At 74.9% G+C, this 26,406-nt stretch carries 28 protein-coding genes; 6 read left to right on the plus strand and 22 right to left on the minus strand.

The window, feature by feature from the left end; genetic code table 11:
• Positions 1-20 precede the first annotated feature (20 nt).
• Positions 21-1,901, minus strand: coding sequence for an ABC transporter ATP-binding protein (locus tag CLT72_RS12685; protein ID WP_101411818.1), 1,881 nt, complete (start codon positions 1,899-1,901; stop codon positions 21-23).
• Positions 1,902-2,048: 147 nt separating this feature from the next.
• Here CLT72_RS12685 and CLT72_RS12690 point away from each other — a divergent pair, with 147 nt between their 5' ends.
• The 3 genes from CLT72_RS12690 to CLT72_RS12700 all read left to right on the plus strand — a co-directional run bounded on the left by CLT72_RS12690 (position 2,049) and on the right by CLT72_RS12700 (position 5,722).
• The gene (locus CLT72_RS12690; protein ID WP_101411820.1) at positions 2,049-2,678 is read left to right on the plus strand and encodes a TIGR03085 family metal-binding protein; all 630 of its coding nucleotides are present in this window, start codon (positions 2,049-2,051) and stop codon (positions 2,676-2,678) included.
• Positions 2,679-2,803: 125 nt separating this feature from the next.
• Entirely contained in the window at positions 2,804-3,757 is a 954-nt protein-coding gene (locus tag CLT72_RS12695; RefSeq protein ID WP_101411822.1) for a terpene synthase family protein, read from the plus strand.
• Positions 3,758-3,895: 138 nt separating this feature from the next.
• Entirely contained in the window at positions 3,896-5,722 is a 1,827-nt protein-coding gene (locus tag CLT72_RS12700) for an AMP-dependent synthetase/ligase (protein WP_101411824.1), read from the plus strand.
• 78 nt (positions 5,723-5,800) lie between these two features.
• On the opposite strand, the gene CLT72_RS12705 is transcribed toward CLT72_RS12700, so the two are convergent.
• On the minus strand, positions 5,801-7,114 hold the full coding sequence (locus CLT72_RS12705) for a low temperature requirement protein A (RefSeq protein ID WP_396800919.1): 1,314 nt from the start codon (positions 7,112-7,114) through the stop codon (positions 5,801-5,803).
• A gap of 87 nt (positions 7,115-7,201) precedes the next feature.
• Positions 7,202-8,659 carry a MocR-like transcription factor YczR gene (gene yczR, locus CLT72_RS12710; protein ID WP_101411826.1) on the minus strand — a complete coding sequence of 486 codons (1,458 nt, stop codon included), beginning with the start codon at positions 8,657-8,659 and terminating at the stop codon, positions 7,202-7,204.
• A 58-nt stretch (positions 8,660-8,717) separates the two neighbouring features.
• Between yczR and yczE the strand changes: the two genes are divergently transcribed.
• Positions 8,718-9,407: a membrane protein YczE gene (gene yczE, locus CLT72_RS12715; RefSeq protein ID WP_101411828.1), complete on the plus strand. Its 690-nt coding sequence runs from the start codon at positions 8,718-8,720 to the stop codon at positions 9,405-9,407.
• A 143-nt stretch (positions 9,408-9,550) separates the two neighbouring features.
• On the plus strand, positions 9,551-10,012 hold the full coding sequence (locus CLT72_RS12720; protein WP_101411830.1) for a hypothetical protein: 462 nt from the start codon (positions 9,551-9,553) through the stop codon (positions 10,010-10,012).
• Between the two features lie 94 nt (positions 10,013-10,106).
• On the opposite strand, the gene hisF is transcribed toward CLT72_RS12720, so the two are convergent.
• The 12 genes from hisF to hisD form a co-directional block, all read right to left on the minus strand.
• Complete coding sequence (gene hisF / locus CLT72_RS12725) at positions 10,107-10,874, minus strand: imidazole glycerol phosphate synthase subunit HisF (protein ID WP_101411832.1); 768 nt, start codon at positions 10,872-10,874, stop codon at positions 10,107-10,109.
• Positions 10,875-10,969: 95 nt separating this feature from the next.
• Positions 10,970-11,971, minus strand: a complete 1,002-nt coding sequence (locus CLT72_RS12730) for an MDR family NADP-dependent oxidoreductase (protein ID WP_101411834.1) — start codon at positions 11,969-11,971, stop codon at positions 10,970-10,972.
• Complete coding sequence (locus CLT72_RS12735; protein ID WP_101415131.1) at positions 11,968-12,393, minus strand: organic hydroperoxide resistance protein; 426 nt, start codon at positions 12,391-12,393, stop codon at positions 11,968-11,970. The genes CLT72_RS12730 and CLT72_RS12735 overlap by 4 nt, the downstream gene beginning before the upstream one ends.
• 5 nt (positions 12,394-12,398) lie before the next feature.
• The gene (locus tag CLT72_RS12740) at positions 12,399-12,842 is read right to left on the minus strand and encodes a MarR family transcriptional regulator (protein WP_101411836.1); all 444 of its coding nucleotides are present in this window, start codon (positions 12,840-12,842) and stop codon (positions 12,399-12,401) included.
• 117 nt (positions 12,843-12,959) lie between these two features.
• Complete coding sequence (locus CLT72_RS12745) at positions 12,960-13,349, minus strand: RidA family protein (RefSeq protein WP_101411838.1); 390 nt, start codon at positions 13,347-13,349, stop codon at positions 12,960-12,962.
• On the minus strand, positions 13,346-14,071 hold the full coding sequence (priA, locus tag CLT72_RS12750; protein ID WP_101411839.1) for a bifunctional 1-(5-phosphoribosyl)-5-((5-phosphoribosylamino)methylideneamino)imidazole-4-carboxamide isomerase/phosphoribosylanthranilate isomerase PriA: 726 nt from the start codon (positions 14,069-14,071) through the stop codon (positions 13,346-13,348). The genes CLT72_RS12745 and priA overlap by 4 nt, the downstream gene beginning before the upstream one ends.
• Positions 14,072-14,088: 17 nt before the next feature.
• Complete coding sequence (locus tag CLT72_RS12755; protein ID WP_101411841.1) at positions 14,089-14,412, minus strand: hypothetical protein; 324 nt, start codon at positions 14,410-14,412, stop codon at positions 14,089-14,091.
• 147 nt (positions 14,413-14,559) lie between these two features.
• Positions 14,560-15,192: an imidazole glycerol phosphate synthase subunit HisH gene (gene hisH, locus CLT72_RS12760; RefSeq protein ID WP_101411843.1), complete on the minus strand. Its 633-nt coding sequence runs from the start codon at positions 15,190-15,192 to the stop codon at positions 14,560-14,562.
• Between the two features lie 55 nt (positions 15,193-15,247).
• Positions 15,248-15,421, minus strand: coding sequence for a hypothetical protein (locus CLT72_RS32285; RefSeq protein WP_172896430.1), 174 nt, complete (start codon positions 15,419-15,421; stop codon positions 15,248-15,250).
• 120 nt (positions 15,422-15,541) lie between these two features.
• Positions 15,542-16,153 (minus strand): imidazoleglycerol-phosphate dehydratase HisB, encoded by a 612-nt coding sequence (gene hisB / locus CLT72_RS12765; protein WP_088999256.1) that lies wholly within the window; start codon positions 16,151-16,153, stop codon positions 15,542-15,544.
• 55 nt (positions 16,154-16,208) lie between these two features.
• Entirely contained in the window at positions 16,209-17,279 is a 1,071-nt protein-coding gene (locus CLT72_RS12770; RefSeq protein ID WP_101411845.1) for a histidinol-phosphate transaminase, read from the minus strand.
• 55 nt (positions 17,280-17,334) lie between these two features.
• Positions 17,335-18,657, minus strand: coding sequence for a histidinol dehydrogenase (hisD, locus tag CLT72_RS12775; RefSeq protein ID WP_101411847.1), 1,323 nt, complete (start codon positions 18,655-18,657; stop codon positions 17,335-17,337).
• 107 nt (positions 18,658-18,764) lie between these two features.
• Here hisD and CLT72_RS12780 point away from each other — a divergent pair, with 107 nt between their 5' ends.
• On the plus strand, positions 18,765-19,466 hold the full coding sequence (locus tag CLT72_RS12780; protein ID WP_088999253.1) for an LON peptidase substrate-binding domain-containing protein: 702 nt from the start codon (positions 18,765-18,767) through the stop codon (positions 19,464-19,466).
• On the opposite strand, the gene CLT72_RS32785 is transcribed toward CLT72_RS12780, so the two are convergent.
• The 7 genes from CLT72_RS32785 to CLT72_RS12815 all read right to left on the minus strand — a co-directional run bounded on the left by CLT72_RS32785 (position 19,381) and on the right by CLT72_RS12815 (position 26,401).
• Complete coding sequence (locus CLT72_RS32785) at positions 19,381-20,292, minus strand: DUF2567 domain-containing protein (RefSeq protein WP_486484258.1); 912 nt, start codon at positions 20,290-20,292, stop codon at positions 19,381-19,383. The two genes, CLT72_RS12780 and CLT72_RS32785, sit on opposite strands and share 86 nt — an antisense overlap.
• Before the next feature lie 56 nt (positions 20,293-20,348).
• Entirely contained in the window at positions 20,349-22,067 is a 1,719-nt protein-coding gene (locus tag CLT72_RS12790; protein WP_250099967.1) for an AAA family ATPase, read from the minus strand.
• A 227-nt stretch (positions 22,068-22,294) separates the two neighbouring features.
• Positions 22,295-23,239, minus strand: a complete 945-nt coding sequence (locus CLT72_RS12795) for an RluA family pseudouridine synthase (protein WP_101411851.1) — start codon at positions 23,237-23,239, stop codon at positions 22,295-22,297.
• On the minus strand, positions 23,236-23,871 hold the full coding sequence (gene lspA, locus CLT72_RS12800; RefSeq protein ID WP_101411853.1) for a signal peptidase II: 636 nt from the start codon (positions 23,869-23,871) through the stop codon (positions 23,236-23,238). The genes CLT72_RS12795 and lspA overlap by 4 nt, the downstream gene beginning before the upstream one ends.
• Positions 23,872-23,937: 66 nt before the next feature.
• Positions 23,938-24,357, minus strand: coding sequence for a TraR/DksA family transcriptional regulator (locus CLT72_RS12805; protein WP_088999249.1), 420 nt, complete (start codon positions 24,355-24,357; stop codon positions 23,938-23,940).
• Positions 24,358-24,579: 222 nt separating this feature from the next.
• Positions 24,580-26,079 (minus strand): potassium/proton antiporter, encoded by a 1,500-nt coding sequence (locus tag CLT72_RS12810; protein ID WP_101411855.1) that lies wholly within the window; start codon positions 26,077-26,079, stop codon positions 24,580-24,582.
• A 22-nt stretch (positions 26,080-26,101) separates the two neighbouring features.
• Entirely contained in the window at positions 26,102-26,401 is a 300-nt protein-coding gene (locus tag CLT72_RS12815) for a DUF167 domain-containing protein (protein ID WP_101411857.1), read from the minus strand.
• Positions 26,402-26,406: the final 5 nt, after the last annotated feature.

The following is a 26,406-nucleotide window of genomic DNA, read 5'->3' on the forward strand; positions in this document are numbered from 1 at the left end:
CTCCGCTGCACTCCTCGCGCTCACCGGTCCACCTCGATTTCCAGGCCCGACGTCAGCGGGGCGACCTCGTCGTACGTCTCGTCCTTGGTGTGGTCGACCTCGGCCTGCTCGTAGGCGGTGACCAGGTCGACGTAGCCCGGCACCGTGGCCAGCAGTTCGGCGTGCGGGCCCCGGGCCACCACCCGGCCCTGCTCCAGGTAGACCACCTCGTCGGCCAGCGCGATGGTGGCCCGCCGGTAGGCGACCACCAGGATCGACGCGGCCGGCGCCCCGGTCTCGCCCGCCGACGAACGCAGCCCGGCCAGGATGGCCGCCTCCACCCGGGGGTCGACCGCGCTGGTCGCGTCGTCGAGCACCAGCAGGCGCGGCCGGCCGGCGAGCGCGCGGGCCAGGGTGAGCCGCTGCCGCTGACCGCCGGAGAGCGAGGTGCCCCGCTCGCCGACCATCGTGTCGAGCCCCTCGGGCAGGGCCGCGACGAAACCGTCCGCCTCGGCCAGCCGCAGCGCGGCCCAGACGTCGTCGTCGCCGATGCCGGGCCGGTCCAGGGTGACGTTGGCCCGCACCGTGTCGTCGAAGACGAACGGCACCTGGGCGACCAGCGCGGCCGTGCCCGTCAGCGAGGCGGCGGTGAGCCGGCGGACGTCGACCCCGTCCAGGCACACCGTGCCGGCCAGGGGGTCGACCAGCCGTACGGCCAGCGCGGCGATCGTCGACTTGCCCGAGCCGGTCGGCCCGACCAGGGCGACGATCTTCCCGGCCGGCACGGTGAAGGAGACCTCGCCGAGCACCTCCGTGCCGGGCAGGTGCGCCTCGGCCGGCTCGTAGCCGAAGCGCACGCCGGAGAACGCGAGGCTGGCCGGGCGGGGCTCGGACACGTCGAGCGTGGTGTCGCCGTACGGCATCTCGCCGGTCGCGTCGAGCACCCGGCTGACCCGGTCCCAGCCGGCGACGCTGCGCGGCAGCTCGGCCAGCACCCAGCCGATGGCCCGGACGGGAAACGCCAGCACCGTGAAGAGGAAGGCGACGCTGATCAGCTCGGCGACGCTGATCTCGCCCTGCCGCAGCCGGATCGCGCCGACCACCAGCACGGCGAGGGTGCCGAGGCTGGGCAGGGTCTCCAGCAGCGGGTCGAAGACGCCGCGCAGCCGCCCGACCGCCACCAGCGAGTCGCGCAGCTCGCCCGCGCGGGCGGCGAACCGGTCGGTCTCCTGCGCCTCCCGGCCCATCGTCTTGACGACCAGGGCGCCGTCGAAGCTCTCGTGCGCGATGCCGCTGACCTCGGCGCGCAGCCGCTGGGCCCGGGCCTGGCGGGGCGCCATCCGGCGGGAGTAGGCGACGTTGAGCGCGAAGAGCGCCGGGAAGACCGCGAGACCGACAAGCGCCAACGCCCAGTCGGTGACGAAGAGCGACGCCACCGCGCCGACCAGCATCACCAGGGTGCCGACCGCGAACGGCAGCGGAGCGATCGGGTACCAGGCGGCCTCGACGTCGGAGTTGGCGTTGGACAGCAGCGTGCCGGTGGCGTTGCGGTGGTGCCAGGCCAGCGGCAGCTCCAGGTAGCGGCGGGTCACCCGGCGCCGGTAGGCGGCCTGGAGCCGGTACTGCATGTAGCCCGCGCCGAGCCGGCGACCGAAGATGCCGGCCACCCGCAGCACGCTGATGGCGAACAGCGCGACGGCGGCCAGGGCGAGCCCCCCGACCCCGACCGCGCCGCGCTCGATCGCGGGCACCACCACGTCGCCGACCACGGCACCCACCACGAAGGCGCTGGCCACCGTCATGGCACCGAAGAGGACGCTGCCGCTCACCGCGACCGCGAAGATGCGGGGCTCCTCCCGGATCGCCCGCCCCAGGACGGCCAGCCCTCGAACCAGCACGTCCCGACTTGTCCTGCTCGCCACACTCTCCCCCGCCGTAAGCCGCAATTATCCTCCTCATCCTTACCGGTCGGAGCCAGCTCCGCCGCCCCGGTCCGCTATGTCCGCCGTCACGGCGGCCCGCGGCCCACTCGCCGCGCCGAGCGGGTCGTACGCGCCTACGATCGGGCCATGCCGCGGTACGCCCGATCGGAGCGCGAGGCGCTCGCCGACCTGATGCAGACGCTGGGACCGAAGGCGCCGACGGTCAACGAGGGGTGGAGCACCCGCGACCTCGCCGCCCACCTGGTGCTCCGGGAACGCCGGCCCGACGCCGCAGGAGGGATCCTGCTCCCGCCGCTGCGCGGCTACGCCGAGCGGGTGCGCCTGCGCGTCGCCGCGCGCCCCTGGCCGCGGCTGCTCGACGAGGTGCGCCGCCCGCCGCTGTGGAGCCCGGTGAGCAACCCGGTCACCGACGAGCTGGCCAACACGCTGGAGTTCTTCATCCACCACGAGGACGTCCGCCGGGCCCGTCCGGGCTGGCTGCCACGCGACCTGTCGGCGGGGCTGAACGCGGCGCTCTGGAAGCGGTGTGCCGGGCTGGCCCGGCTGGCGCTGCGCCGGTTCCCGGCCGACGTCTTCGTCCAGGCCCCCGGCTACGGCGAACTCTCCGTCGGCCGGGGCGGCGAACCCGTGCGGGTGGTGGGGGCGCCGGGCGAGCTGGCCCTGTTCCTCAGCGGCCGGCAGCGGGTGTCCCGGGTGCAGATCGACGGGCCCGCGACGCTGTCCGAGCGGCTCCGGGGCGCCAGCCTGGGCATGTGACCGACTATGCGCAAGCGGTCACGGAGCGGCCCGACGAGCCGGATGCCCCAACGATAACGGCCGATCCCTGTTCCCGTACGCTGTGCCGCACCGCCCCGTACGGGAACGGCGCGACAGGGGGCACCATGCGGACCTTTGCGGTCTCGGCGCTACGGGAACCCCCCTTTCCCGAGCGCCAGCACGACGCCACCGAGCGGGTGGCACGGGAGAGCACCGAGTGGGCGCTCGACCACGGGCTGATCGGTGACGGACACCGGCTGCGCCGACTGCGCCGGGCCGACGCCGCCGGACTGGCCGGGCGGGCCTGCCCCGAGGGCCCGGTCGACGGGCTGCGGTTGCTCACCGACCTGATCTCCTGGCTGTTCGTCATGGACGACGCCTGCGACGAGGACGGCCTCGGCGACTCCCCCACCCGCCTGGCGCCGACCGTCGCCGCCCTGCTGGACGTGCTCGACGGGCAGGGGAGCGCGGCCGACGGGCCGGCCACCGTGGCCGGGCCGCTCGGCGAGGCGCTGGCCGACCTGTGCCGGCGGGCCCACGCGGCTGGCGGCCCCGCGGCGCTGCTGCGCTTCGCCGGGGACGTGCGGGAGTACCTGCTGGCGCTGCTCTGGGAGGCCGCGAACCGCGAGCACAGGCGCGTGCCGGGGCTGGCCGAGTACGCCCAGATGCGCCGGCACACCGGCGCGGTCCACCCCAGCTTCACCCTCACCGAACTGGCCGGCGGCACCCTGCCGGGCGCGGCGCAGCGCACCGAGCCGTCGCTGGTCGCCCTCGACCTGCTCGCCGCCGACCTGGTCTGCTGGTGCAACGACGTCTTCTCGTACCGCAAGGAGCACCTCACCCAGCCCGACGTGCACAACCTGGTCGCGGTGATCGCCGCGGGGCGGGCGGACGGCGACGAGTCGGCGGCCCTGCGGGCGGCGGCCGACCGGTTCAACGGGACCCTGTCGGCGTACCTGGCGGCCGAGACGGCGCTGCTCGCCACCGGCGACGCCGGCCTGCGGTCCGCCCTGACGGCCCGGCGCAACTGGATCCGCGCCACCTACGACTGGTCGCTGCGGGCGGCCCGGTACGCCTGAGCCGGGCGTCCATCCTCCGAGACGTGGCCCAGCCGTGATCGACAGGGCTAGCCGATGCCCGGGCGCAGGCAATACCCTTCGGTAACGAACGCCGACGTGACTGTGGTCACGTCTCCACCCCCGAAGGCGGCTACAGCGATGGCTCTCGATGTACCGTACCGTTCCATCCCCGACATGTTCCTCAAGCGCGTGGCGGCGTCCCCCGACCGCGACGCCTTCGCCCACCCGGCCCCCGACGACTCCGGGCCGGTCTGGCTGAGCTGGGAGCAGATGGCCCGTCGCGCCAAGGCGGTCGCCGCCGGGCTGCACGGCCTCGGTGTCGGCCTGGAGGATCCGGTCGCGATCCTGGCGAACACCCGGCTCGACTGGGTGATCGCCGACCTCGGCATCATGTGCGCCGGCGGCGCGACCACCACCGTCTACCCGACCACGGAACCCGACGACGCGACCTACATCATCGCCGACTCCGGCTCCCGCGTGCTGTTCGCCGAGAACCCGGCCCAGGCCGCCAAGATCGCCGGTGCGGACCTGCCGGCGCTGACCCACGTCGTGCTCTTCGACGGCGCCGCCGACCCGGCCGCCGCCGTCCCCCAACTCACCCTCGCCGAGTTGGAGGAGCAGGGCGCCCGCGCGCTGGCTGCCGAGCCCGACCTGATCGACACGCTGGTCGCCCAGATCGGTCCCGACCACCTGGCCACCCTGATCTACACCTCCGGCACCACGGGGCGCCCGAAGGGCGTCGAACTGCTGCACGGCGGCTGGTGCTGGGAGGGCGTGGCACAGGCCGAGCTGGGGCTGCTGCGCGAGAACGACCTGCAATATCTCTGGCTGCCACTGTCGCACTCGTTCGGCAAGACCCTGCTCTGCGGGGCGATCCACGTGGGCCTGCCGACGTACGTCGACGGTCGGGTGGACAAGCTGGTCGACCTGCTCTCGGTGATCCGGCCGACGCTGATGTGCGGCGCGCCCCGGGTGTTCGAGAAGGTCTACAACAAGGCGGTGACGACCGCGCAGGCCGCCGGCGGCGCGAAGGCGAAGATCTTCGCCTGGGGCGTACGGGTCGGCACGGAGAAGGTCGCCCTGGAGCAGGCCGGCAGGCCCGTCCCGACGGGGCTGAAGCTGAAGTACACGGTGGCCGAGAAGCTGGTGTTCAGCAAGCTCCAGGCCCGCCTCGGCGGCCGGATCCGGGTGCTCGTCTCCGGCGCCGCCCCGCTCAGCCCGGAGATCGCCACCTTCTTCGCCGCGGCGAACCTGCCGATCTCCGAGGGCTACGGCCTCACCGAGACCAGCGCCGGCAACTTCGTCAACCCGCCGGACGGGCTGCGCATCGGCACCGTCGGCAAGGCGATGGGCGACCTGGAGTGCCGCATCGACACCGACGGCGAGATCCTGGTGCGTGGCCGGCCGGTGATGCGCGGCTACCACAACCTGCCCGAGGAGACCGCCGCCGCGTTCACCGAGGACGGCTTCTTCCGCACCGGCGACATCGGCACCCTGGACGCCGACGGCTACCTCAAGATCACTGACCGGAAGAAGGACCTGGTCAAGACCTCGGGCGGCAAGTACATCGCGCCCTCGCACATCGAGGGGATGTTCAAGGCCACCTGCCCGTACACCTCCCAGGCGGTCGTGATCGGCCAGGCCCGCAACTACTGCACGATGCTGGTCACGCTGGACCCGGACGCCATCAAGGGCTGGGCCGCCGGCACCCCGCTGGAGGGCCGCGACTACGCCGAGATCGTCGCCTCGCCGGAGGCGAAGGCCATGGTCGAGGGGTACGTGGCCGAGCTCAACGCCAAGCTCAACCGCTGGGAGACGATCAAGAAGGTCGCCATCCTGCCGCGCGACCTGACCATCGAGGACGGCGAGATCACCCCGTCGCTCAAGATCAAGCGCCGCGGCGTGGAGAGCAACTTCGCCGGCGAGATCGAGAAGATGTACGCGGGCACGCTGGCCGAGCTCTGAGCACGCGACGCCGGTGACCCCCCGCTGCGGCGCGGGGTCACCGGCGTCGGGGCAGGGCTGGGGTGCGGGGCGGTTCCCTCAGAGGTGGTGGCCCCGCCACCGGGTCTGCTCGGCCTCGGAGGCGAGCTGCTCCTCCAGCGCCACCTGCCGCACGCGCCGCCGTCGTGGGGCGTCGACGACCGTCTGCACCGCGACCGTCAGCACGGCGGCCAGCGCCAGCATGGCCAGGGCGACCAGCTCCGGCAGTCGCGCGGCCACCGGGGTCAGCGCGACGAGCAGCGCCACCCCGCCGATCGACGGCCAGCGCGCCGCGCCCAGCGTCCGGCTCCCGAGCCCGATCAGCGTGAGCAGGTATAGCGCGACCCCGCCGTTGAGGACCAGTACGTCGAAGCTCGGCAGCGGGACCCCCCAGGTCGGGGTCGCCGGGTCGGCGCCCTCGTGGATCAGCCCCTTGAGACCCAGGGCGAACATGATCACGCCCGTGATCAGCGGCAGGTGCAGGTACGTGTACACGTCCCGGGCCAGTCCCGCGCGGGTGCGCGGCTCGCGGGTGCGGTGCAGCACCTGCTCCATGGCCAGGGCGAGGGTGTCGAAGTACGCCCACCACAGCGCCGCTACCACGGCGATGCCGAGCAACGCCGCGATGATCACCGGCCAGGTCAGCGGCAGGGCGGTGGTGGGGCCCGGCCCGAGCCCGAGCGCGATGATCGACTCGCCGAGCGCCACCATGATGATCAAGGCATGCCGCTCCGCCCAGTGCCCCGCCGAGAGCACCGTCCATCCCGCGCGGTGCTGGGCCAGGCCGGCACCGTACTCCACCGCGAGCGCGGCGACCCACAACGTCAGCCGGACGGCCGACTCGGCGCCGCCGTCGAGCAGCCGCTGCGGCACCAGCGCGGCGGTCAGGATGAGCCCCGTGGCGATCAGGAACGGCAGGATCAGCACGGGCATCCGCCGGCGCACCTCCCGGTCGCTGCCCACGGCCCAGAGGAAGACCGTCACCTGGGTCGCGCGGACCAGGAAGTAGCAGACGGCGAAGACCACCGGGCCGGGCAGCCCGCCGGGGCGGTCGGTGAACGCCTTCGGCAGGCTGAGCGCGAGCACGAACACGGCGGCGGCGAGGGCGAACCCGACCAGCGGTGTCAGCCCCTGGTCGGTACGGACCAGGTTGCCCAGCGCCGCGAAGCCGCTCCAGCACCACCAGAGCAGGGCGAGCACCACGAGGAACCGGATCAGTCCGCGGGCGTCCGGGGTGCCGGCCGTCACCGTGGTCACGTTGAGGAAGGCGAAGACGAAGACGAGGTCGTAGAAGAGTTCCAGGCGGGTGGTGCGGGAGCCGGGGGCGCTCGGCAGGATCCCGCGCGGCCAACGTGTCCCCCGCGCGTCCCCCACCTGCGCAGTCTCCCAGCCCCGGGGCGCCGCGCAGGCGCGATTGACCGACGGGGCCGCGAGTTGCGGCCGGCAAGCCGGCCCGGGCCCTCAGGCGATGACCGCCGGTTCCCGCCACTGCGACCGGCCGCCCCGGTCCAGGTCGTAGCGGACGGCGGCGATGCGACCGACCGCCTCGACCAGGTCGGCGGCCGGCAGGGTGAACGGCAGCCGCAGGAAGCGCTCCAGCGTGCCGTCCAGGCCGAAGCGGGGACCGGGCGCCAGGCGTACGCCGACCTCCTCGGCGGCCCGGGCCAGCGCGCTGGAGATCGGCCCGTCGAGCTCGGCCCAGAGGGTCACCCCGCCGTGCGGGACGGTGACCTGCCACTCGGGCAGGCGCTGCGCGAGCGCGGCGAGCAGCGCGTCACGCTGGGCGGTCAGCTGGGCCTGCCGGGCGGCGACGATGCCCGGCGCGTCGGCGAGCAGGTGGACCGCGACCAGCTGGTCCAGGACCGGGCTGGCCATGTCGACGCCGACGCGGGCGGCGGCGAGCCGCTGCACCTGCGGGGCGGAGGCCCGGACCCAGCCGATGCGCAGGCCGCCCCAGAACGGCTTGCTCATGCCGCCGATGGTGATCACCCGGGAGTGCCGGTCGAAGCTGGCGGTCGGCGGGGGCAGCACGGTCCCGTCCAGCGGCAGGTCCACGAACGACTCGTCGACGACGAGGTCGGTGCCGACGGCGTGCGCCGTGGCCACCACCCGCTCCCGAAGCGCCGCCGGCATCAGGTGACCGGTCGGGTTCTGGAAGTCCGGAATCAGGTAGGCCAGCTTGGGTCGGGCCTGCCGGAGGCCGCCGAGCAGCAGGTCCGCGTCCCAGCCGGGCTCCTCGACGGCCAGCCCGTGGGTGGTGATCCGGGCCCGCCGGGCGGCGAGCGCGGCCAGCGCGTTCGGGTAGCTGGGCGCCTCGACCAGCACGTTCCCGCCGGGGGCGAGGGCCAGTCGGAGCACCAGGTCGAGGGCGTGCTGGGTGCCGTTGGTGACCATGATCTGGTCGGGCGAGGTGGGCAGGCCCCGGTCGGTGTAGGCGCGGGCCACCGCCTCGCGCAGCTCGATGATGCCGGTCGGGTGGTAACCGGCGCCGCCCAGGTAGCGGGGCAGGTCCTCGGCCGCCGCGCGGGCGGCCGGCAGCAGTTCGGGCGGCGCGGCGAGCGCGGCGACCCCGAGGTCGATCATGTCGCGGTCGTCCAGCGGGGTCCAGAGCCCGGTGCTCGCCACCCGGTGGGTGCCGGGGAGCATCGTCCAGCTGCCGGCGCCGCGCCGGCTCGCGAGGTGCCCGCTCTCCCGCAGCTCCCGGTACGCGGCCGTGACCGTGGTCCGGCTGATCTTCAGCGCCTCGGCCAGCTCCCGCTCGGCGGGCAGGCGTACGCCCAGCGGCAGCCGGCCGTCGGCGAGCAGCCCGCGTACGGCACCGGCCAGGGCGGCGTAGTCGGGGCTGCGGCGGCGGCCGGGAAGGGCATGCCACTGACCGAGGAGCCGGGCCAATTGGGCACCCCGAACCTGACTGGTCATGGCCACTCCTCCCGGATTGGCTCTTACGCTTCGCGAATTGGCCTTTAGCGTGGCATGGGTGACACCGATTGGCAATCTCCGACACCGTCCAGCGCGGCGGCTCACCCAGCTCTACGCGGGCCTCGTCCTGTACGGCGTGAGCATGGCCCTCATGATCAACTCGGGGCTCGGCCTGAACCCGTGGGACGTGTTCCACCAGGGCCTGTCCGAGCTGACCGGCCTCTCCTTCGGCACCGTCACCATCGCGGTCGGGGCACTGGTGCTGCTGCTCTGGATACCCCTGCGCCAGCGCCCCGGCCTCGGCACGGTCAGCAACGTCCTGGTGATCGGGCTGGTGGTGGACGCGGCGCTCGCACTGCTGCCGACCGGCGGGTCGCTGGGCGTACGGGGCGCGATGCTGGTCGCCGGCATCGTCGCCAACGGGGCGGCGACCGGCCTCTACCTCGGCGCCCGCCTCGGGCCGGGCCCCCGCGACGGCCTGATGACCGGCTACGTCGCCCGCCGGCCCGGCCGCTCGATCCGGCTCGTCCGCACCGCCATCGAGGTCACCGTGCTGGCGCTGGGCTGGCTGCTGGGCGGCACCGTGGGCGTCGGCACGGTCGCCTACGCGCTGGCCATCGGCCCGCTGACCCAGCTCTTCCTGCCGCCGTTCACCGTCGCCGGGCCGAGGGGCCCCGCCCCGGGCCCGGTCGCGCCGCTCTCCACGGTCCGAGCGGATCCCGCCCCGGGGGCGACCGGTCCGGCGTGATCGAGGTCGGCGAGGACGTCCGTCGAGCCGCTGCCCGGCCCGCCCCGCACCACCCCGAGCCACGTCCCGGGTGACCCCTGTCCCGGGGACGCGGGCCCGACGCCGGTGTTCCCTTCGGACGCCACGCCCGGCAGAATCCTCCCATGGGGGAGAACGGATGGCGCTGGAGCGATGCCTGGATCTTCGTGTCGGTGGTGATCGCCAGCGGTGCGGGACGGCACCGCCGCGCGGCGTCCAGCCGCCGCCCCGAGGGCGTACGCCTCGCCGACGTGCTCTCCACCGCCGACCACCTCAACCAGGCGATCCCCGAGCGGCACGAGGTGGAGGCGGCGGTCCGTCGCCTCGTCGGGGCCGGGCTGGTCAGCGTCACCGACGGCTGGTTCCGGATCACCGCCGACGGTGAGCGCCTCTGGCGCACCCGGCCGAACGCCGGGCTCGCCACCACCGTGGACACCGTGCAGGGCGTGCTGGTGCGGCGGCACCCCCCGGTCAGCACGGAGTGGCACCTGGACGAGGCCGACCACGCCGCCGCCGTCCAGGAATACGTGGTGCGGTCGATCCCGGCGCCGCGGCGCTCGCCCGAGAACCGCCCACGCCGCGACTGACACCGGTCGCCGCCGCACCCGGTCGGCCGGCCAGCCGCCAGGTCGGGCTGCCAACGCGGCGGAGGGCCAGCGCACGGGGTGGCCGGTGCGACGGTCACCGCACGGGGTGGCCGGCGCCGCGCAGCGCGTCCTTGACCTCGGCGACGGTCAGCTCGCCGAAGTGGAAGACGCTGGCGGCGAGCACCGCGTCCGCGCCGGCGCCGATCGCCGGCGCGAAGTGCGCCACCTCACCGGCGCCGCCGCTGGCCACCACCGGCACGTCGACCACCCGGCGCACCGCGCCGATGAGTTCGAGGTCGAAGCCGGCCTTGGTGCCGTCGGCGTCCATCGAGTTGAGCAGGATCTCGCCCGCGCCCAGCTCGGCGCCGCGACGGGCCCACTCGACCGCGTCGAGCCCGGTGCCGCGCCGGCCGCCGTGGGTGGTCACCTCGAACCCGCTGGGCGTGCCGCCCCCGGGCGCCCGCCGGACGTCGAGCGATAGCACCAGCACCTGCCGGCCGAAGCGGTCGGCGATCTCGGCGATCAACTCGGGGCGGGCGATGGCCGCCGTGTTCACCCCGACCTTGTCCGCGCCGGCGCGCAGCAGCGTGTCGACGTCGGCGACCTGCCGGACGCCGCCGCCGACGGTCAGCGGGATGAAGACCGACTCCGCCGTGCGGCGGACCACGTCGAGCATCGTGCCCCGGTCGCTGGAGGAGGCGGTGACGTCGAGGAAGGTCAGCTCGTCCGCGCCGGCGCGGTCGTACGCCGCCGCCAGCTCCACCGGGTCGCCGGCGTCGCGCAGGTCGAGGAAGTTGACCCCCTTGACCACACGACCGGCGTCCACGTCCAGACACGGGATGACCCGCACCGCCACCGTCATGCCGCGAGCCTATCCTTCCCGGCCCCGGCGGTGACCGGCCGGTGAGGCCGGCCACCGCGTCGGGGGCCCGGGGGCGCCGGCAGCGGCGCCCCCGCTCACACCCGGACGAGCATCTTGCCGAGGTTCTCGCCGCGCAGCAGGCCGAGGAACGCCTCCGGGGCGTTCTCGATGCCGTCGACGACCGTCTCGTCGTAGGAGACCTTCCCGTCCCGCAGCCAGCCGGCCATCTCGCGGACGAACTCGCCGCGCAGGTGGCCGTGGTCGCCGACCAGGAAGCCGCGCAGGGTGAGCCGCTTGCCGATGACCAGCGCCAGGTTGCGCGGCGCGGCCGGGGGCTCGGTGTCGTTGTACTGCGCGATCATGCCGCAGATCGCGGCCCGACCGTGCACCCGCATCGCGGAGATCGCCGCCTCCAGGTGGTCCCCGCCGACGTTGTCGAAGTAGACGTCGACGCCGTCGGGCGCGGCGGCCTTCAGCGAGTCGCGTACCGGCCCGTCGTGGTAGTCGAACGCGGCGTCGAAGCCGAGCGCGCGCAGCCGTTCGACCTTGGCCGCCGAGCCGGCGCTGCCGACCACACGCCCGGCGCCGCGCAGCCTGGCGATCTGGCCGACCAGGCTGCCGACCGCGCCGGCGGCGGCGGAGACGAAGACCGTCTCCCCGGGCTTCATCCCGGCGACGTCCAGCAGCCCGGCGTACGCGGTCAGGCCGGTCATGCCCAGCACGCTCAGGTAGGCGGTGACCGGGGCGAGGCCGGGGTCGACCTTCCGGGCGGCCTTCGCGTCGAGCAGCGCGTACTCGCGCCAGCCGAGGCCGTGCAGCACGGTGTCGCCGGGCCGCAGGCCCTCGGTCTCACCGGCCACGACCTCGCCGACCGCCCCGCCGTCGAGCGGCGCGTCGAGCGCGAACGGCGGCACGTACGACTTGACGTCGTTCATGCGTCCGCGCATGTACGGGTCGACCGACATGTACCGGTTGCGGACCACGATCTGGCCCGGGCCGGGGGTGGGCACGTCGGTCTCGACGACGCGAAAGTTGTCGGCCGTCGGCCAGCCCTGCGGGCGGGAGGCGAGGTGGATCTCGCGGTTGCGGGTGCTCACAGCGCCTCGCGCACGGTGAGGGCGACCTCGACGTTGCCGCGGGTCGCGTTCGAGTAGGGGCAGACCTGGTGGGCCTGCTCGACGACCTGCTCGGCGGCGGCCCGCTCGACGGCCGGAAGGTCGACGAGGAGGGTGACGGCCAGCCCGAAGCCGCCGCTGCCGTTGGCGCCGATGCCGACCTCGGCCTCGACGACCGAGCCCGAGACGTCGACCTTCGCCTTGCGGGCGACCAGGCGCAGCGCCGAGTGGAAGCAGGCGGCGTAACCGGCCGCGAAGAGCTGCTCGGGGTTGGCGGCGCCGCCGGCGCCACCCATCTCCTTCGGCACGGCCAGGTCCAGTTCGACGGTGCCGTCGGAGGTGCGGACGTGGCCGTCCCGACCGTCCCCGGTGGCCCGGGCGGACGCGGTGTAGAGCACCTGCATGATGGTCACTGCTCCTTCTGTCGGTGGATCGTCTCGGTGACCCGGGTGAGGGTGTCGCGCAGTTCGACCAGCTCCGCCTCGGTCAGGCCCGTCGCGCGGGCGACCCGCAGCGGCACCTCCTCCATCCGCTGCCGCAGGGCCCGCCCGTCGCCGGTCAGGCTCACCTCCACCCGCCGCTCGTCACGCGCCGAGCGCGTCCGGACGACCAGCCCCGCCCCCTCCAACCGCTTGAGCAGCGGCGAGAGCGTGCCGGAGTCCAACCGCAGCGCGGCGCCCAGTTCGGAGACCGTGGGGGCGTCGTCGCGCTCCCAGAGCACCAGCAGCACCAGGTACTGCGGGTAGGTCAGGCCGAACTCGTCGAGGACGGGCCGGTAGACGTCGGTGAGGGCGCGCGACGCGGCGTAGAGCGCGAAGCACACCTGCCGGCGCAGCACCAGATGGTCGGTCACCGGAAAAACGTAGCGCGCAATTAGGTTGTGCACAACCGATCGGGGCGCGCGGTGACCCGCGCCACCGCCGCCACGGCGGGCCGCGACCGCACCGCCGCCACCACCGCGCCCGCCGGCTCAGCCGTCGCCGAGGTACGCCTCCAACTCCACCTCCACCAGGTGGTCCGGGTGGAGCAGACCGGCCACCACCACCATCGTGGCCGCCGGGCGGACCGCGCCGAAGACCGCGTTGTGCGCCCGGCCGACCTCGTCGGCGTACGTGCGGTCCGTCACGTACATCCGGGTCCGCACCACGTCGCCGGGCTCCGCGCCCACCTCGGACAGCGCGTCCAGCCCGATCCGCAGCGCCTGGGCGGTCTGCGCCGCCGCGTCGCCGACGTGGGTGACCGCGCCGTCCACCGTGGAGGTGCAGCCGGCCGTCCAGGCCAGGTCACCGGCCCGGACCACCCGGCAGTAGCCGTACACCGACTCCCACGGGCCACCCGAGCCGAGCCGGGTGACGCTCACGCCGCAGCCAGCGTTTCCAGCGCCTGCGCCACCGTGAAGGCGCCCGCGTACAGGGCCTTGCCGGCGATCACGCCCTCGACCCCGATCGGCTCCAGGGTGGCCAGCGCCCGCAGGTCGTCCAGGGTGGAGACGCCACCGGAGGCGATCACCGGGGCGTCGGTGCGGGCGCAGACCTCGCGCAGCAGGTCCAGGTTCGGCCCGCGCATGGTGCCGTCCTTGGTGATGTCCGTGACGACGTAGCGCGTCGCACCGGCCTTGTCCAGCCGCTCCAGCACCTCGAACAGGTCGCCGCCGTCGCGGGTCCAGCCCCGGGCCGAGAGGGTACGGCCCCGCACGTCCAGCCCGATCGCCACCCGGTCGCCGTACTCCCCGCACACCCGGTCGCACCAGACGGGGTCCTCCAGGGCGGCGGTGCCGATGTTGACCCGGGCGGCGCCGGTGCCGAGCGCGGCGTGCAACGACTCGTCGTCGCGGATGCCGCCGGACAGCTCCACCTTCACGTCGAGCTGCCGCACCACCTCGGCCAGCAGGTGCGCGTTGGAACCCCGACCGAAGGCGGCGTCGAGGTCGACCAGGTGGATCCACTCGGCGCCGTCCCGCTGCCAGGCCAGCGCGGCCTCCAGCGGGTCGCCGTACGTCGTCTCGCTGCCGGCGGCGCCCTGCACGAGTCGGACGGCCTGGCCGTCGGCGACGTCCACGGCGGGCAACAGGGTGAGGCTCACGGTATTTCTCCTCGAGATCAGGTGCGACGGTCCAGGGCGATCACCACGATCGCCGGCAGTACGAGCAGCAACAGCACGACCAGCGCGATCCGCAGCGCCAGGTCGTCGACGAACGTCCAGATCAGCATCATCGCCGCCAGGGTCAGCAGCACGATGGCGGCGCGTTCGCCACGGCTGTGCCGGGGCAGCCGGCCCGTCCGCCCCCGGCGCAACGACGGCGTCATCCGGCGCAGCAGCGCCCGGCGTCGCGACCGCCGGGCCGCCCGCCGCTCGCGGACGACCCGCTGCCGGGCGGCCTCCGCCTCCCGGGCCGCCCGGCGCCGGGCCCGCTCCTTGCTCACGTCGTACCCCGCCGGCGCAGGCCTGGCCCGATGCCCGCCTGGAACTGCGGGACGCAGCCGGGCACGCGGCGTGGCAGTCCGATCGACCGTGGGCAGGCGGAAGGACGGCCGGCGGGGCGGAGCGGGCCCGCCGCAGCGGGGCGGCGCTCAGTCACCGGTGGGGAGCGTGGCGAGCCAGTTGCGCAGCAGCGCGGCACCGGTGTCGGCGGACTTCTCCGGGTGGAACTGCGCGGCGCAGAGCGGGCCCCGCTCCACGGCCGCCACGAAGTCCGTCTCGTGGTGGGCGGTGGTGACCGTGGCACCGGCCTCCGCCAGCGCGCCCGGGTCCCCCACCCCGTACGAGTGCACGAAGTAGAACCGGCTGTCGGCGGGCAGGCCGGCGAAGAGCACCGAACCCGCCGGTGCCGCGACCGTGTTCCAGCCCATGTGCGGCAGGCGGGCGGCCGCCAGCCTGGTCACCCCGCCGGGCAACAGCCCGAGGCCCTTCGTGACCACCCCGTGCTCGTCGCCGTGCTCGAAGAGCACCTGCATGCCCACGCAGATGCCCAGCACCGGCCGGCCGGCGGCGACGCGCTCGGCGATCACCGGGCCGGCGCCGAGGGCCTCGATCCCGGCCATGCAGGCGGCGAACGCGCCCACGCCCGGCACCACCAGCCCGTCCGCCTCGGCGGCGGCGGACAGGTCGTCGGTCACCGTCACGTCCGCGCCGGCCCGGGCCAGGGCCCGCTCCGCCGAGCGCAGGTTGCCCGACCCGTAGTCGAGCACCACCACGCGGCTCACGCCGTCACCACCCTCCGGTCGGCGGCGGTGCGACGCCGTCGGACGCTCCGCCCGCTCACGTGCCCTCCCCCGGCAGCATCCAGAGCACGCCGGCGGCCGTCGCCAGCACGGCCAGCAGCGCGGTGACCACCACGGCCCCGCGCGGCGCGCCCTGCCTGTGCAGCGACCACACCCCGCCGACCAGCACGCCGGCCAGGATCAGCAGCAACGACGGCAGCACCCCGCCCATCAGAACCGCCCTCCGCTCGCGACTGCGGGACTCCGCTGCGCTACGTTCCTCGCGCTCACAGGGCCAACCTTCCGCTCACGACTGCGGGACTCCGCTGCGCTACGTTCCTCGCGCTCGCGCTCACAGGGCCCCCTTCGTGCTGGGGATGGCGCCCGCCGCGCGCGGATCGATCGCCGTGGCCTCGCGCAGCGCGCGGGAGACCGCCTTGAACTGCGCCTCCACCACGTGGTGGGCGTCCGGGTGACCGCCGGGGCGGGCCGCCCGCAGCACGTCCACGTGCAGGGTGATCCGGGCCGCCTGACCGAAGGACTCCCAGATGTGCCGGGTCATGCTGGTCGGGTAGACCGGCCCGATGTACGGCGCCAGCGCCGGCTCGTCGTGCACCACGTACGGGCGGCCGGACAGGTCGACCGCGGCCCGCACGAGGACCTCGTCCATCGGGACGGTGGCCGAGCCGTACCGCCGGATGCCGGCCTTGTCCCCCAGCGCCTGGTCGAACGCGGCGCCCAGGGCCAGCGCGGTGTCCTCCATCGTGTGGTGGGCGTCGATCTCCAGGTCGCCCACGGTGCGCACGGTCAGGTCGAAGCCGCCGTGCCGGGCGATCTGGTGCAGCATGTGGTCGTAGAAGCCGACGCCGGTGCCGATCTCGGCGCGGCCGGTGCCGTCGAGGTCGATCTCGACGAGGACCTTCGTCTCCTTGGTGATCCGCTCCACGCGGGCGGTCCGGCTCATTGCTTGCCTTTCGGTCGCGACTGCGGGTCTCGCAAGCTCGCTCCTCGCGCTCCCACTAGAACTTCTCCATGGCGGCGAGGAAGGCGTCGGTCTCGGTCGTCGTGCCGGCGGTGACGCGCAGCCAGCCCGGCAGGCCGACGTCGCGGACCAGCACGCCGTGCTCCAGCAGGGTGCGCCAGGCGACGGCCTGGTCGCCCCCGACCTCGAACAGTACGAAGTTGGCGTCGCTGTCGGCCACCCGCAGCCCCCGCCCGCGCAGCCGCGTCACGATCCGGTCGCGCTGCGCGCAGATCGCGGCCACCGTGCCGAGCAGGGCGTCGCGGTGCGCCAGCGCCGCCCGGGCCGCGGCCTGGGTGAGCGCCGAGAGGTGGTACGGCAGCCGGACCAGTTGCACCGCCGCCACCACGGCCGGGTCGGCGGCCAGGTAGCCCAGTCGACCGCCGGCGAACCCGAACGCCTTGCTCATCGTCCGGGTCACCACCAGCCGGGGGTGCCCCGGCAGCACAGCGAGGGCGCTGACCGTGCCGGGCCGGGCGAACTCGGCGTACGCCTCGTCGACGACCACCATGCCCGGCGCGACGTCGAGCACCGCCGCGACCACCGCCGGGTCGAGGGCGGTGCCGGTCGGGTTGTTCGGCGAGCAGAGGAAGACCACGTCCGGGGCGTGCTCGCGGACCTGGGCGACCGCCTCGTCGGCGGTCAGCCCGAAGTCGACGCCCCGCCGGGCCGGCACCCACCGGGTGCCGGTGCCCAGCGCCAGCAGCGGGTGCATCGAGTACGCGGGGACGAAGCCGAGCGCGCTGCGCCCCGGCCCGCCGAACGCCTGGAGCAGCTGCTGCTGGATCTCGTTGGAGCCGTTGGCCGCCCACACCTGGTCGACGGTGAGCCCGTGGCCCAGGTAGCCGGCCAGGTCGGCGCGCAGCGCCACGGCGTCGCGGTCCGGGTAGCGATTGAGGTCGCGCAGCTCCGCCGCGAGGGCCTTGCCGATCGCGTCCACCACCGGCTCGGGCACCGGGTGGGAGTTCTCGTTGGTGTTCAGCCGCACCGGCACGTCGAGCTGCGGCGCCCCGTACGGCGACAGCCCGCGCAGGTCGTCGCGGATCGGCAGGTCGTCGAGGGTCGTCACGCGGCCACCCCGCTCCGCCCGGCGCCGGCCTGCGGCCGGCGGGGGTCGGGCCCGCTCACGACGCGGCCCCCGGGAAACGCACGCTGACCGCCTGCCCGTGCGCCGGCAGGTCCTCGACGCCGGCGAGGGTGACCACGTGCGGGGCCACCTCGCGCAGCGCCTCCTGCGTGTATTCGACCAGGTGGATGCCGCGCAGGAAGGACTGCACCGACAGGCCGGACGAGTGCCGGGCGCAGCCGCCGGTGGGCAGCACGTGGTTGGAGCCGGCGCAGTAGTCGCCGAGCGACACCGGAGACCAGGCGCCGACGAAGATCGCCCCGGCGTTGCGCACCCGCAGCGCCCACTCCCGGGCGTCGCGGGTCTGGATCTCCAGGTGCTCGGCCGCGTACGCGTCGACCACCCGCAGCCCGGCGTCGAGGTCGTCGACCAGGACGACGCCGCTCTGCTCGCCGGTGAGCGCGGTGGTGACCCGCTCGGCGTGCTTCGTGGCCGGCACCTGCCGGGCCAGCTCCCGCTCGACGGCCTCGACCAGCTCGACGGAACAGGTCACCAGCACGCTGGCCGCGAGCGGGTCGTGCTCGGCCTGGCTGATCAGGTCGGCCGCGACGTGCGCCGGGTCGGCGGTGTCGTCGGCCAGGATCGCGATCTCGGTGGGGCCGGCCTCGGCGTCGATGCCGACGACGCCGCGCAGCAGCCGCTTGGCGGCGGTGACCCAGATGTTGCCCGGGCCGGTGATCATGTCGACCGGGTCGCAGTGGGCGCTGCCCTCGGCGTCGACCGCCGCGCCGTACGCGAGCATCGCCACGGCCTGGGCACCGCCGACGGCGTAGACCTCGTCGACGCCGAGCAGGGCGCAGGCGGCGAGCACCCGGGCGTCGGGCAGGCCGCCGTTGTCCTGCTGCGGCGGGCTCGCCACCACCAGCGAGCGCACCCCGGCCGCCTGGGCCGGCACCACGTTCATCACCACGGTCGACGGGTACATCGCCAGGCCGCCGGGGACGTAGAGGCCGACCCGGTCGACCGGCACCCAGCGCTCGGTCACCGTGCCGCCCGGCACCACCTGCGTGGTGTGGTCGGTGCGGCGCTGGTCGGCGTGCACCTTGCGGGCCCGGGTGATGGACTCCAGCAGCGCGGCGCGCACCTCGGGGGCGAGAGTGCCCTCCGCCTCGGTGATCGCCTCGGCGGGCACCCGCAGCACCTCGGGCGAGACCCCGTCGAAGCGCTCACTGGCCTCCCGGATCGCCGGGTAACCATGCTCCCGGACCGCCTCCACGAGGGGGCGGATCCGCTCGACGGCCACGGAGACGTCGAGTTGGGCACGGGGCAGCAGACGGCGCGGGTCGCGTACGCCGCCGCGCAGGTCGATCCGGTTCAACACCCTTGCGAGTCTAGGCGGCCCGTCCGGACGGCGACCGGCGCCGCCCGTACGCCGGGACGGTGAGCCGGGACACGCCGTCGCGCCGGGATCGGGCTACGCTCGACGACGTGACTGCGCGGCTGCCGGTGTTCCCGCTCGGAACGGTCCTCTTTCCCGGTCTGGTGCTGCCGTTGCACATATTCGAGGAGCGCTACCGCGCCCTGGTCCGGCACCTGCTCTCGCTGCCCGAGGACGCCCCGCGCGAGTTCGGCGTGGTGGCCATCCGCGCCGGCTGGGAGGTCGCCCCGACCGGGCCGGACGGCCAGCCGCTGCCCGGCGGCGACGTCACCCTGCACGAGGTGGGCTGCACCGCCGAGCTGCGGCAGGTCACCGAGCGCCCCGACGGCGGCTTCGACATCGTCACGGTGGGCAAGCGCCGGTTCCGCGTCGCCGACGTCGACCGGGACGCCGAGCCCTACCTCACCGCCGACGTCGAGTGGCTGCCCGAGCCGGGCGGCCCCGACGAGGTCGCCGACCTGCTCGCCGCCCGGGTGATCTCGGTCTTCCGGCAATACCTGGGCCTGATCCGCGCCGACGACGAGGGGCTCTCCGAGCAACTGCCGGAGGACCCGACGGTGCTGTCGCACCTGGTGGCCGCGACGGCCGTACTGACCGTGGCGGACCGGCAGCGGCTGCTCGCCATCGACGACACCGCCGCCCGGCTGCGCGCGGAGCTGCGCCTGCTCAACCGCGAGGCGGCGCTGCTGCGCCAGGTGCGGGCGGTTCCGGTGCCGCTGGCGGAGCTGGCGTCCCCGCCGACCCCCAACTGACGTCGGGCTCGCGCTCCGGGCGCAGCGACGGCCAGCGCGACCAGCCGGCCAGCAGGGTGTACGCCACGGCGGCGCCGAACGCGGGCAGCAGCAGGTTGCCGTGCGGCACCGGCAGCACGCCGAGCACCCAGTCGATCCCGCCGGCCCGCAGGTCGGCCGGTTTGTCGAAGGCCCGTCCCACCGGCGCGCTCTCCAGCAGCCGCTCGTAGCCGGCCAGTCCCACCCGCCGGCCGACCTGCCAGGCGGCCAGTCCCGCGCCGAACGCGCCGAACACGGCGGCGAGCAGGCCGACCGGCCCCCGTACCCGGCGCAGCAGGAACCACAGCGCGAGCGCGACGAGCACCCCGAAGCCCAGCCCCAGCAGGCTGAACCAGCCGTCGGCGGCGACCGGCTGCTCCGGCTGCGGCTCGGCGTAGATCGCCCCGTCGGCGACCTTGAGCACCGGCGTGTCCGGCGCGAGCGCCGCCCAGAGCAGGCCGAGCGGCACCCCCAGCACGGTGGTGACGAGCGTCGCCAGCAGGGCGAGGCGCACCGCCCGCCCGCGCGGCAGGTCCGGCTCCACCGGCACGGGCGAATAGCCGGCGGCGTAACCGAGGTCGGTGTTGGCGGGCGCGTACCCCACGGGCCCGTCGTGCCACGGGTCGCCGGTCGGGGCGTACGGCGGCGCGCCGGTCGCGGGGTCGCGCGGCGGGGCGGGCTCCCGGGCGGCGTACGGGTCGGCGGGGCCGACGCGGGCCGGCGGGTCGGGTTCCGCCCAGGCGGCCGGCGCCCCCGGCTCGTCGGGCCGGCGGTCGGTCCGGTCGGGTTCGGGGGTGTCCGCGCTCACCCGGTGATCCTCTCAGGCGGGTGGGCGGCGTGGGCGGCCGGTGGCGGCACACCCGCTCACCGGGCGAACGGCTCCAGCATCACGGCGGCGGCCTTCAGCCACGCCTGCCGGGTCTCCTGCTGGAGCTGGTGGTACTCGATCGAGGAGCCGGTCTCCAGCGCCGGGTCGTACGGCACCACGGCCACGGCCCGGGTGCGGGTGGCGAAGTGCCGCTCCAGGTCGTCCTGCAACGGCGAGCGGCCCGGCGTGGGGCAGGAGATCAGGGTGACCGCGTTGTCGGCCAGCTCCCCCATCCCCACCTCGTGCAGCAGGTCCAGCATCCAGTCGGCACTGAACGCGGCATCCTCGCGCGGCACCGTGGTCACCACGAGTTGGTCCGCCGCCTGCATGATGGTGCGCCAGTTGGCGCTCTCCACGTTGTTGCCCGTGTCCACGCAGACCACGTCGTGGGTGCGCCGCAGCAGCTCCAGCACCCGCCCGACGGTGAACTGGTCGAGGCGCTGGGCGAAGCGCGGGCTCTCCTCGCCGGCCAGCACGTCGTACGAGCCGTCGGAGGCGTGCCGCAGGTAGTCGTCCAGGTGCTCCAGCAGCTCGGGACCCTCCTTGATCTCGACGTGCGCGAGATCGCTGACCAGGTGCCGGATGGTCCGGGCGTGCCGGGCGCTGCCGGCGCGCAGCCCGAGCGTGCCGCGCAGCTCGTTGTCGTCCCAGGCCAGCACGCCGCGCCCGCGTACGCTGCCGACGGTCGCGGCGGCCAGCACGGTGGCGGTGGTCTTGTGCACGCCGCCCTTCGGGTTGGCGAACGCGAGCACCCGGGGGGTGCCCAGGTCGCGGCGGAGCACTCCGGCGGCGCGCTCCAGCTCGTTCTCCGTGCCGCGTGGACGCCACTCGACGCGCGCCGGGTAGCCCAGGTCGGCGGCCACCGGCGCGGCGGGGGGCGGGGGTGGCGTGGCCGGTGGGGGTGGCGGGGGTGGCGCCGCCTGGGAGCGGTAGCCGTTGTCGAGCACCGCGTAGCGGGACCGGACCGGGGGCGGCTCGTGCCGGTAGCCGTTGTCCAGCAGGGCGTAGCGCGACTCGGCCGGCCCCGGGCCGTGGCGCGGCTCGGACTCGACGCGAGGCGGCGGAGCCTGGGCCGGGACCCGGTACGCCGGCTCGGCCGGGTAGTCGGGCTCGGCGCGGTAGGACGGCTCGACCGGATCCGCACGGTAGACGGGCTCGACCGGCTCGGACCGGTAGGACGGCTCGATCGGCTCGGAGCGGTAGACGGGCTCGACCGGTTCCGACCGGTAGGACGGCTCGATCGGCTCGGAGCGGTAGACGGGCTCGACCGGCTCGGACCGGTAGGACGGCTCGATCGGATCGCGGCGGTAGGCGGGCTCCGGCGGGTACTCGGGCTCCACCCGGTAGGCGGGCTCGGCGGGATCCACCCGGTAGGCCGGCTCCACCCGGTAGGTGGCCTCGGCCCGGTAGCCCGCGTCGACCGGACGGCCGTACTCCGCGCCGTAGGGCGGCGGGCCGGGCTCCGGCGCGTACGGCGGCTCGGGCGCCCGCCCGATGGCCGGCACCCGCGCCGCGTAGCCGTTGCCCGACGAGCGGCGGGGCAGCGGCTCCGGCGGCAGGGGCGGCGGATCGGCGTGTCGGTCGGCCTCCGCCTGCTCGGCCGCGCGACCACCGTGCCGGGCCCGGTCGAGCAGCGCCCGCCACCGCGGTGCTGGTTCGGCCGGCCGCCCCCAGCCGGTCTCGCTGCCCTCCACGGCCCGCCCTCCCAGCGCCATCGATACCCGTCTGACAGGCTACGAACGAAACCCTATTCGGACCACACCCGTCTACGCACCTCCGGTTCCTCCTGCCGTCACGGCGCCGGCCCCGACGCGCCGCCGGTGCCGGCGTCTGCCGAGGTGGTCAGCTCCACCGGCGGCGTCACGGCGGGCGCCCGGCCGGTCGAGTCCGGTGGCGCAGCCGTCACGTCGGGTGCGGGTTCCGACGTTTCGCCCACCGACGCTCAGTCGCGGAGGATCCCGAGCGCGCGGTCCAGGTCGTCAGGGTAGTCGCTTTCGAAGTGCACCTCGTCCCCGGTGCGGGGGTGCAGGAAGCTCAACGACCGGGCGTGCAGCCACTGCCTGCTCAGTCCGAGCCGGGCGGACAGGGTCGGGTCGGCGCCGTAGGTCAGGTCACCCACGCACGGGTGCCGCAGCGTGGAGAAGTGCACCCGGATCTGGTGCGTACGCCCGGTCTCCAACCGCACGTCGACCAGGCTCGCCGCCGGGAACGCCTCGACGGTGTCGTAGTGGGTGATGCTCGGCTTGCCGCCGGAGACCACCGCCCAGCGGTAGTCGTGGGTGGGGTGCCGGTCGATCGGGGCGTCGATGGTGCCCCGCAGCGGGTCGAGGTGCCCCTGCACGACCGCGTGGTAGCGCTTCTCCACCTCGCGGTACTTGAACGCGCGCTTCAGGGCGGTGTACGCCTGCTCGCTCTTCGCCACCACCATGATCCCCGTGGTGCCCACGTCGAGCCGGTGCACCACGCCCTGCCGCTCGGCGGCGCCGCTGGTCGAGATGCGGTGCCCCACGGCAGCCAGCGCGCCGATCACCGTCGGGCCGGTCCAGCCGGGGCTCGGGTGGGCCGCCACGCCGACGGGCTTGTCCACCACCACGATGTCGTCGTCGGCGTACACGACCCGCAGCCCGGGCACCGCCTGCGGCACCACGGTGGGCGGGGCGACCGGCGCGGGCAGGGTCACCTCCAGCCAGGAGCCGGCCTTCACCCGGTGGGAGTTGGGCCGGGCGACCCCGTCGACCAGCGCGTCGCCGGCGTCGACCAGGGCCGCGGCGGCGGTGCGGGACAGCCCGAACAGCCGCGAGACGGCCTGGTCGAGCCGCTGGCCGTCGAGGCCGTCGGGAACGGGCAGGGAACGGTGGTCGCCGCCGGCGGCGAAGGCGGCGGTCATGCCCGCTCCCGCTGCCCGGCGTCGGCCTGGGCCGCCGCCTCGTCGGTGGGCTCGCCGTGGCCGATCCGGCTGCCGTCGCGCTGCCGGCCCGTCAGCTCCAGCAGGAGGGCGAGCAGCACGCCGCAGACCAGGGCGCTGTCGGCCAGGTTGAACACCGGGAACACCCGGCCGTACGGGGCGAAGACGCTGACCATGTCAACCACGTGCCCCACGAACCAGCCCGGGGCGCGGAAGACCCGGTCGACGAAGTTGCCCAGCGCCCCGCCCAGCACGAGGCCCAGCGAGATCGCCCAGGGCAGCGAGCGCAGGCGCAGCGCCATCCAGACGATCCAACCGACCACCCCGAGGGTGATCAGCGGGAAGACCCAGGTGTGGTCCGCGCCGATGCTCCACGCCGCGCCGCTGTTGCGGGTGAGGCTGAGGTAGACCGCACCGCCGAGCAATCTGACCGGCTCCCGGTCCTCCAGGGCGTCCAGAGCGAGGTGCTTGGTGAGGGCGTCGGCGGCGAGCACGGTCAGCGCGAGGCCGAACAGGATCGCCACGGGCCGGCGGTGGGGCGTGCCGGCCCTCGACTCGACGCTGCCGGCACCCGGCTCAGCGCCGCCGGACCCGGCGGACGGTGCTTCGGACATCTGCTCCCCATCGACGCTCGCGGCGACGCGTCCGCGCCGCCTCCCATGGCCGCCGGGGAGCGGGCCTCAGCGCCGCTCCTCCAGCTGCTTGCACGTCACGCAGAGGGTGGCCGACGGGAAGGCGGCGAGCCGCTCCACCGGGATGGGGTTGCCGCACCGCTCGCACCAGCCGTAGCCACCCTCGTCGAGCCGCTCCAGCGCCCGCTCGACCTGCGTGATCCGTTCCAGGATGCTGTTGGCGAGTGAGATCTCCTGCTCACGCTCGAACGTCTTGGTCCCGGTGTCGGCCTGGTCGTCCCCGGCCGAGTCGGTCAGCCGGTCGCGCTGCAGCTCGGTGATCTCGCTCAGCGTCTGATCGTACTCGGCGCGCAACTCGTCACGCCGCGCCGCCAGGGCCGCCCGGATCTTCTCGGTCTCCGCAGCGGTGCGGGTGGCCTTCGCCACCGGCTTCCGGCCGGCGGTCCTGGTGTCGGCTGGCTTCGCCATCGTCGCTCCCTCGGCCGCGGAACCGCGGCGGTCCGCGGCACCTGGACAGGGGCCGCCGGCATCGGCGCCCCCAGGTACAAAAGGGGCGCGCGGCGACGGGGCCGCGCACTCCGGAGATTCGCAAGAATACGGAACGTACAGGCGCACGACAACGTGCCGCTCCGACGCACCGGCGTTCGGCCCCTAGTCATCCCTAACCGGGGCAAAAGGAACGCTAGCAGATCAGCCGTCGGGGCCCCGGCCGTACTCGCCAAACCAGCGGGCCAGCCGCCCCCGCCTGCTGACCGCTCGCAGCCGCCGCTCCGCCTCGTCCCGCACCCCCGCGGTGGCCACGATCAACATGCTGTCGCCGGTCTTCAGCCGGAAGTCCGGGCCGGGCACGACGCCCGCCCCGTCGCGCAGCACCAGCGTCACCGAGGCGCCCAGCGGGAGCCGCAACTCGTCGACGTGCACCCCGGCCAGCCGGGACCCGGGCGGCACCTCCAGTTGGAGCAGATCCGCGCCCATCCGCTCCAGCGGCGCCGTCTCCACCCGGATCTCGGTCGCCTCGGCCGGCGCGGTCACCCGCAGCCGGCGGGCCACCGGGCCCAACGTCCCGGTCTGCAACAGCGTGAAGATCACCACCAGGACGAAGACCGCGTCGAAGAGCCGGTCGGCGCCGGGCACCCGCTCCGACAGCGGGATCGTGGCGAGCACGATCGGCACCGCCCCGCGCAGCCCGGCCCAGGACAGGAATGCCTGCTCACGCAGGCCGAACCGGAACGGCAGCGCGGACGCCGCCACCGACAGCGGCCGCGCCAGCAGCACCAGCGCCAGCCCGACGACCACGGCCGGCAGCACCGCCGCGCCCAGCCGGCCCGGCTCGACGAGGAGTCCGAGCAGCACGAACAGGCCGATCTGGGCCAGCCACGCCAGCCCGTCGGCGAAGCCGAGGATCGCCTGCCGGTGCGGCAGCCGGGCGTTGCCGAGGATCACGCCCGCCACATAGACGGCGAGGAAACCGGAGGCGTGCAGCACCGCCCCGGCGGCGTAGGCGAACACGGTCAGCCCGACGGCCGCGATCGGGTAGAGCCCCGCCGACGGCAAGGCCGCCCGCCGCAGGGCCCACCGCCCGCCGACGCCGGCCGCCGCACCGACCGCCGCACCGACGCTGAGCTCGTAGCTGACCAGGGAGATCTCGTACCACCACGGGTGGGCGACCCCCTCGCGCGAGAGCAGCACCACCAGCAGCACGACCGGGGCGTCGTTCATCCCCGACTCCGCCTCCAGGGTGGCCACCAGGCGGGGCGGCAGCCGCAGCCGGCGCAGCGTGGCGAAGACCGCTGCCGCGTCGGTGGAGGAGAGCACGGCGCCGTAGAGCAGCGCCAGCCGCCAGTCCAGCCCCAGCAGCAGGTGCACGACGAGACCGACGACCAGGATGCTGACCACCACCCCGACCGTGGAGAGCAGGGCGGCCAGCCCCAGCACCGGGCGCAGGGTGCTCCACCGCGCGGTCAGCCCGCCCTCGGCGATGATCACGATGAGCGCGCAGAAGCCCAGGGTGCGGGTCAGCTCGGCGTCGTCGAAGCGGATGCCCAGCCCCGCCTCCCCGATCGCCACCCCGAGGGCGAGGTAGGCCAGGAGGCTCGGCACCCCGAGGCGGGTCGAGAGACGGACCGCGCCGACCGCGACCAGCAGGACGGCCGCGCCGAGCAGGAGCGCGAGATCCAGCCCCGGCGTCACCGCCGTCCGGCCCCGGCGTCGGTCACCCGGCGGCCCCGTCGCGCAGCCGGCGCAGCGCCTCCGTCAGCTCCGGGGCGGGGCCCTCGACCAGGAAGAGCTTGTCGCGGCTGGCCGCGCCGGCACGCAGCGACACCACCGCCGGCCGTACGCCCAGCGCGACGGCCAGCGCGCGGCGGGCCGCCTCGGTGGCCCGCCCGTCGACGGCCGGGGCGTTCACGGCGATCACGAGGGCGGGCCCGTGGGGCCCGTCGAAGCGGCCACCGACGCGGGCGCGGGCCGAGCCGGGCTTCACCCGGACCGCGACGGTCAGCGTGGCGTCCATCGACA

It is taken from the genome of Micromonospora sp. CNZ309 (assembly GCF_002846525.1).

What these genes read in the sequence shown, in the direction of transcription:
- lspA (WP_101411853.1), bottom strand. Translation starts at nt 23,871, where the DNA reads ATGTCCGAAGCACCGTCCGCCGGGTCCGGCGGCGCTGAGCCGGGTGCC.
- CLT72_RS12795 (WP_101411851.1), bottom strand. Translation starts at nt 23,239, where the DNA reads ATGACCGCCGCCTTCGCCGCCGGCGGCGACCACCGTTCCCTGCCCGTT.
- CLT72_RS12805 (WP_088999249.1), bottom strand. Translation starts at nt 24,357, where the DNA reads ATGGCGAAGCCAGCCGACACCAGGACCGCCGGCCGGAAGCCGGTGGCG.
- yczR (WP_101411826.1), bottom strand. Translation starts at nt 8,659, where the DNA reads ATGACCAGTCAGGTTCGGGGTGCCCAATTGGCCCGGCTCCTCGGTCAG.
- CLT72_RS12790 (WP_250099967.1), bottom strand. Translation starts at nt 22,067, where the DNA reads ATGGCGCTGGGAGGGCGGGCCGTGGAGGGCAGCGAGACCGGCTGGGGG.
- CLT72_RS12690 (WP_101411820.1), top strand. Translation starts at nt 2,049, where the DNA reads ATGCCGCGGTACGCCCGATCGGAGCGCGAGGCGCTCGCCGACCTGATG.
- hisB (WP_088999256.1), bottom strand. Translation starts at nt 16,153, where the DNA reads ATGAGCCGGACCGCCCGCGTGGAGCGGATCACCAAGGAGACGAAGGTC.
- CLT72_RS12695 (WP_101411822.1), top strand. Translation starts at nt 2,804, where the DNA reads ATGCGGACCTTTGCGGTCTCGGCGCTACGGGAACCCCCCTTTCCCGAG.
- CLT72_RS12700 (WP_101411824.1), top strand. Translation starts at nt 3,896, where the DNA reads ATGGCTCTCGATGTACCGTACCGTTCCATCCCCGACATGTTCCTCAAG.
- CLT72_RS32285 (WP_172896430.1), bottom strand. Translation starts at nt 15,421, where the DNA reads ATGGGCGGGGTGCTGCCGTCGTTGCTGCTGATCCTGGCCGGCGTGCTG.
- CLT72_RS12735 (WP_101415131.1), bottom strand. Translation starts at nt 12,393, where the DNA reads ATGCAGGTGCTCTACACCGCGTCCGCCCGGGCCACCGGGGACGGTCGG.
- CLT72_RS12720 (WP_101411830.1), top strand. Translation starts at nt 9,551, where the DNA reads ATGGGGGAGAACGGATGGCGCTGGAGCGATGCCTGGATCTTCGTGTCG.
- CLT72_RS12815 (WP_101411857.1), bottom strand. Translation starts at nt 26,401, where the DNA reads ATGGACGCCACGCTGACCGTCGCGGTCCGGGTGAAGCCCGGCTCGGCC.
- hisF (WP_101411832.1), bottom strand. Translation starts at nt 10,874, where the DNA reads ATGACGGTGGCGGTGCGGGTCATCCCGTGTCTGGACGTGGACGCCGGT.